This is a genomic window from Cryobacterium sp. M23 (genome assembly GCF_002929655.1).
GTDB lineage: Bacteria > Actinomycetota > Actinomycetes > Actinomycetales > Microbacteriaceae > Cryobacterium > Cryobacterium sandaracinum.
This window is the reverse complement of record NZ_PJJV01000011.1, coordinates 1-1,690: the sequence shown is the minus strand read 5'-3', so window position 1 is coordinate 1,690 and position 1,690 is coordinate 1. Positions and strand designations below refer to the sequence as shown.

Here is a 1,690-nt window from a genome sequence, read left to right as displayed (position 1 = left end):
TGCTGTGCTCCTTAGAAAGGAGGTGATCCAGCCGCACCTTCCGGTACGGCTACCTTGTTACGACTTAGTCCTAATCACCGATCCCACCTTCGACAGCTCCTCCCCTTGCGGGTTAGGCCACTGGCTTCGGGTGTTACCGACTTTCATGACTTGACGGGCGGTGTGTACAAGGCCCGGGAACGTATTCACCGCAGCGTTGCTGATCTGCGATTACTAGCGACTCCGACTTCATGAGGTCGAGTTGCAGACCTCAATCCGAACTGAGACCGGCTTTTTGGGATTCGCTCCACCTTGCGGTATTGCAGCCCTTTGTACCGGCCATTGTAGCATGCGTGAAGCCCAAGACATAAGGGGCATGATGATTTGACGTCATCCCCACCTTCCTCCGAGTTGACCCCGGCAGTATCCCATGAGTTCCCACCATTACGTGCTGGCAACATAGGACGAGGGTTGCGCTCGTTGCGGGACTTAACCCAACATCTCACGACACGAGCTGACGACAACCATGCACCACCTGTATAGAGACCTTGCGGGGCGACTGTTTCCAACCGTTTCCTCTATATGTCAAGCCTTGGTAAGGTTCTTCGCGTTGCATCGAATTAATCCGCATGCTCCGCCGCTTGTGCGGGCCCCCGTCAATTCCTTTGAGTTTTAGCCTTGCGGCCGTACTCCCCAGGCGGGGAACTTAATGCGTTAGCTGCGACACGGAGACCGTGGAATGGTCCCCACATCTAGTTCCCAACGTTTACGGCATGGACTACCAGGGTATCTAATCCTGTTCGCTCCCCATGCTTTCGCTCCTCAGCGTCAGTTACGGCCCAGAGATCTGCCTTCGCCATTGGTGTTCCTCCTGATATCTGCGCATTCCACCGCTACACCAGGAATTCCAATCTCCCCTACCGCACTCTAGTCTGCCCGTACCCACTGCAGGCCCGAGGTTGAGCCTCGGGTTTTCACAGCAGACGCGACAAACCGCCTACGAGCTCTTTACGCCCAATAATTCCGGACAACGCTTGCACCCTACGTATTACCGCGGCTGCTGGCACGTAGTTAGCCGGTGCTTTTTCTGCAGGTACCGTCACTTTAACGCTTCTTCCCTACTAAAAGAGGTTTACAACCCGAAGGCCGTCGTCCCTCACGCGGCGTTGCTGCATCAGGCTTTCGCCCATTGTGCAATATTCCCCACTGCTGCCTCCCGTAGGAGTCTGGGCCGTGTCTCAGTCCCAGTGTGGCCGGTCACCCTCTCAGGCCGGCTACCCGTCGTCGCCTTGGTGAGCCATTACCTCACCAACTAGCTGATAGGCCGCGAGCTCATCCTTGACCAAAATTCTTTCCACCCCAGAAGATGCCTTCCAAGGTCGTATCCGGTATTAGACGTCGTTTCCAACGCTTATCCCAGAGTCAAGGGCAGATTGCTCACGTGTTACTCACCCGTTCGCCACTGATCAAAAGAGCAAGCTCCTCATCACCGTTCGACTTGCATGTGTTAAGCACGCCGCCAGCGTTCGTCCTGAGCCAGGATCAAACTCTCCGTAAATGTTTGACTGCACGGCCACCGAAGTGACCGGCACATCTAGTGCAGAAAGCCACCGGAATAGGCGAACAATCTGCAAGTTTGAAACTGACAGAACAAATCATTACTGACTTGCTTTGTTGTTTAAATGTTTTCCAAAGGAATCTCTTCCGCGGT

General features: G+C 54.6%; 1 rRNA gene. It reads right to left on the bottom strand.

The features are described from left to right. Positions 1–15: 15 nt before the first annotated feature. Positions 16–1,537 (bottom strand): 16S ribosomal RNA (locus tag CXY82_RS00085). Positions 1,538–1,690: the final 153 nt, after the last annotated feature.